General features: G+C 73.5%; 1 protein-coding gene and 1 pseudogene. Both read left to right on the top strand.

Features of this window, described 5'->3' with window-relative positions:
- Positions 1 to 100, top strand: a pseudogene (locus tag ABD52_RS38865) (RsmD family RNA methyltransferase); the annotation flags it as partial.
- Between the two features lie 93 nt (positions 101 to 193).
- Positions 194 to 2,185 carry an acetoacetate--CoA ligase gene (locus tag ABD52_RS37040; RefSeq protein WP_047894843.1) on the top strand — a complete coding sequence of 664 codons (1,992 nt, stop codon included), beginning with the start codon at positions 194 to 196 and terminating at the stop codon, positions 2,183 to 2,185.
- Positions 2,186 to 2,193: the final 8 nt, after the last annotated feature.

The raw sequence follows: 2,193 nt of genomic DNA, 5'->3' as shown, positions 1-2,193 counted from the left end.
TCCCACCTCGGACCGGGTCCGTGAGGCGCTGTTCAGCGCCGTGCACTCCCACGTCGACCTGGACGGGGCGCGCTTCGCCGACCTGTACGCCGGTTCCGGCGTACCCGGCGCGGACAATGGCGGCACGAGGTAGGGCAAGATGGCGCCACGGCCCCGGCACACCGTCGTGGCGGGCCCAGGGGAGGGTGGAACAGTGGCTGACGTGCTGTGGACGCCGCCGGCGGACGTGCGGGAGCGGTCGCGGATCGGTGACTACCTGCGCTGGCTGGCCGAGCACCGCGGGCTGGAGTTCGCCGACTACGACGCGCTGTGGCAGTGGTCGGTGACCGACCTGGACGCGTTCTGGCGCTCGATCTGGGACTACTTCGACGTGGTCGCCCACACCCCGCCGACCGCCACCCTCACCGACCGGGCCATGCCGGGCACCCGCTGGTTCCCCGGCGCGACGCTCAACTACGCCGAGAACGTGCTGCGCATGCCGGGGCTGGGCGACGACGACCCGGCGGTGATCGCGCACGGTCAGACCCGCGCGCCGGAGACGCTCACCGCGGCCGAGCTGCGCGAGCGGGTCCGCCGGGTGGCCGCCGGGCTGCGCCGCCTCGGTGTCGGGCCGGGCGACCGGGTGGCCGCGTACGCGCCGAACATCCCGGAGACGTACGTCCTGCTGCTCGCCACCGCCAGCCTGGGCGCGATCTTCTCCTCCTGCGCGCCCGAGTTCGGCACCCGCAGCGTCACCGACCGCTGGCAGCAGATCGAGCCCACCGTGCTGGTCGCCGTGGACGGCTACCGGTACGGCGACAAGCCGGTCGACAGGCGCGCCGAGGTGGCCGCGATCCGGGCCGCGCTGCCGTCGCTGCGGCACACGGTCGCCATCGCGTACCTCGATCCGGACGGCCCGGCCCCCGACGGCGCGCTGCCGTGGGCGGAGCTGGCGGCGGCGACGGACGAGCCGTTGACGTTCACCCCTGTCGCCTTCGACCACCCGCTCTACGTGCTGTACTCCTCCGGCACCACCGGCCTGCCCAAGCCGATCGTGCACGGCCACGGCGGCATCCTGCTGGAACACCTCAAGATGCTGGCGCTGCACCACGACCTGGGCCCGTCCGACCGGTTCCTGTGGTTCACCACGACCGGCTGGATGATGTGGAACTTCCTGGTCTCCGGCCCGGCGGTGGGCGCGGCGATCGTGCTGTTCGACGGCAACCCGGGCCACCCCGACCTGGGCGCGCTGTGGCGGCTGGCCGCCGACACCGGCACCACGTACTTCGGCACGTCCGCGCCGTTCCTGCTGGCCTGCCGCAAGGCCGGGCTGGTGCCGCGCGAGGTCGCCGACATGTCCGCGGTGCGCGGCCTCGGCTCGACCGGCGCGCCGCTGCCGGCCGAGGGCTTCACCTGGGTGTACGAGAACGTGAGCGACCGCCTCCAGCTCCAGTCGCTGTCCGGCGGCACGGACGTGTGCACCGGGTTCGTCGGCGGCGTGCCGCTGCTGCCGGTGTACGCGGGGGAGATCGCCTGCCGGGCGCTCGGCGCGAAGGTGGAGGCCCGCTCCGCCGACGGCAGCGCTGTGATCGGGCAGCTCGGCGAGCTGGTGATCACCGAGCCGATGCCGAGCATGCCGGTCGGGTTCTGGAACGACCCGGACGGCGCCCGCTACCGGGAGGCGTACTTCGAGGTCTATCCCGGGGTGTGGCGGCACGGTGACTGGATCACGGTGAACGAGCGCGGCGGGTGCGTGATCACCGGCCGGTCCGACGCCACGCTCAACCGGGGCGGCGTACGCCTCGGCACCGCCGAGTTCTACTCGGTGGTCGAGGGGCTGGACGAGGTGGTCGACTCGGTCGTCGTGCACCTGGAGGACGACGAGGGCGGCGCGGGCGAGCTGCTGCTGTTCGTGGTGCTCGCCGAGGGCCTGGAACTCGACGACGAGATGCGGCGCAAGATCTGCCGGGAGCTGCGTACCGCGCTGTCGCCGCGGCACGTGCCGGACGAGATCCACCAGGTCCGGGCCGTGCCCCGCACGCTGAGCGCGAAGAAGCTGGAGGTGCCGGTCAAGAAGATCCTGACGGGCACCCCGGTCGACAGCGCGGCGGCCAAGGGCGCCCTGGCCAACCCGGAGTCCCTGACGGCGTTCGCCGCCCTGGCCCAGCGCCGGGCCACCGCCGACAGCCCCGTCCCCCCTCGCTGATCTCGCAC

It is taken from the genome of Micromonospora sp. RV43 (assembly GCF_001029515.1).
Classification (GTDB): domain Bacteria; phylum Actinomycetota; class Actinomycetes; order Mycobacteriales; family Micromonosporaceae; genus Micromonospora; species Micromonospora aurantiaca.
The sequence above is the reverse complement of the archived record's forward strand: the minus strand, read 5'-3'. Positions and strand labels throughout refer to the sequence as shown.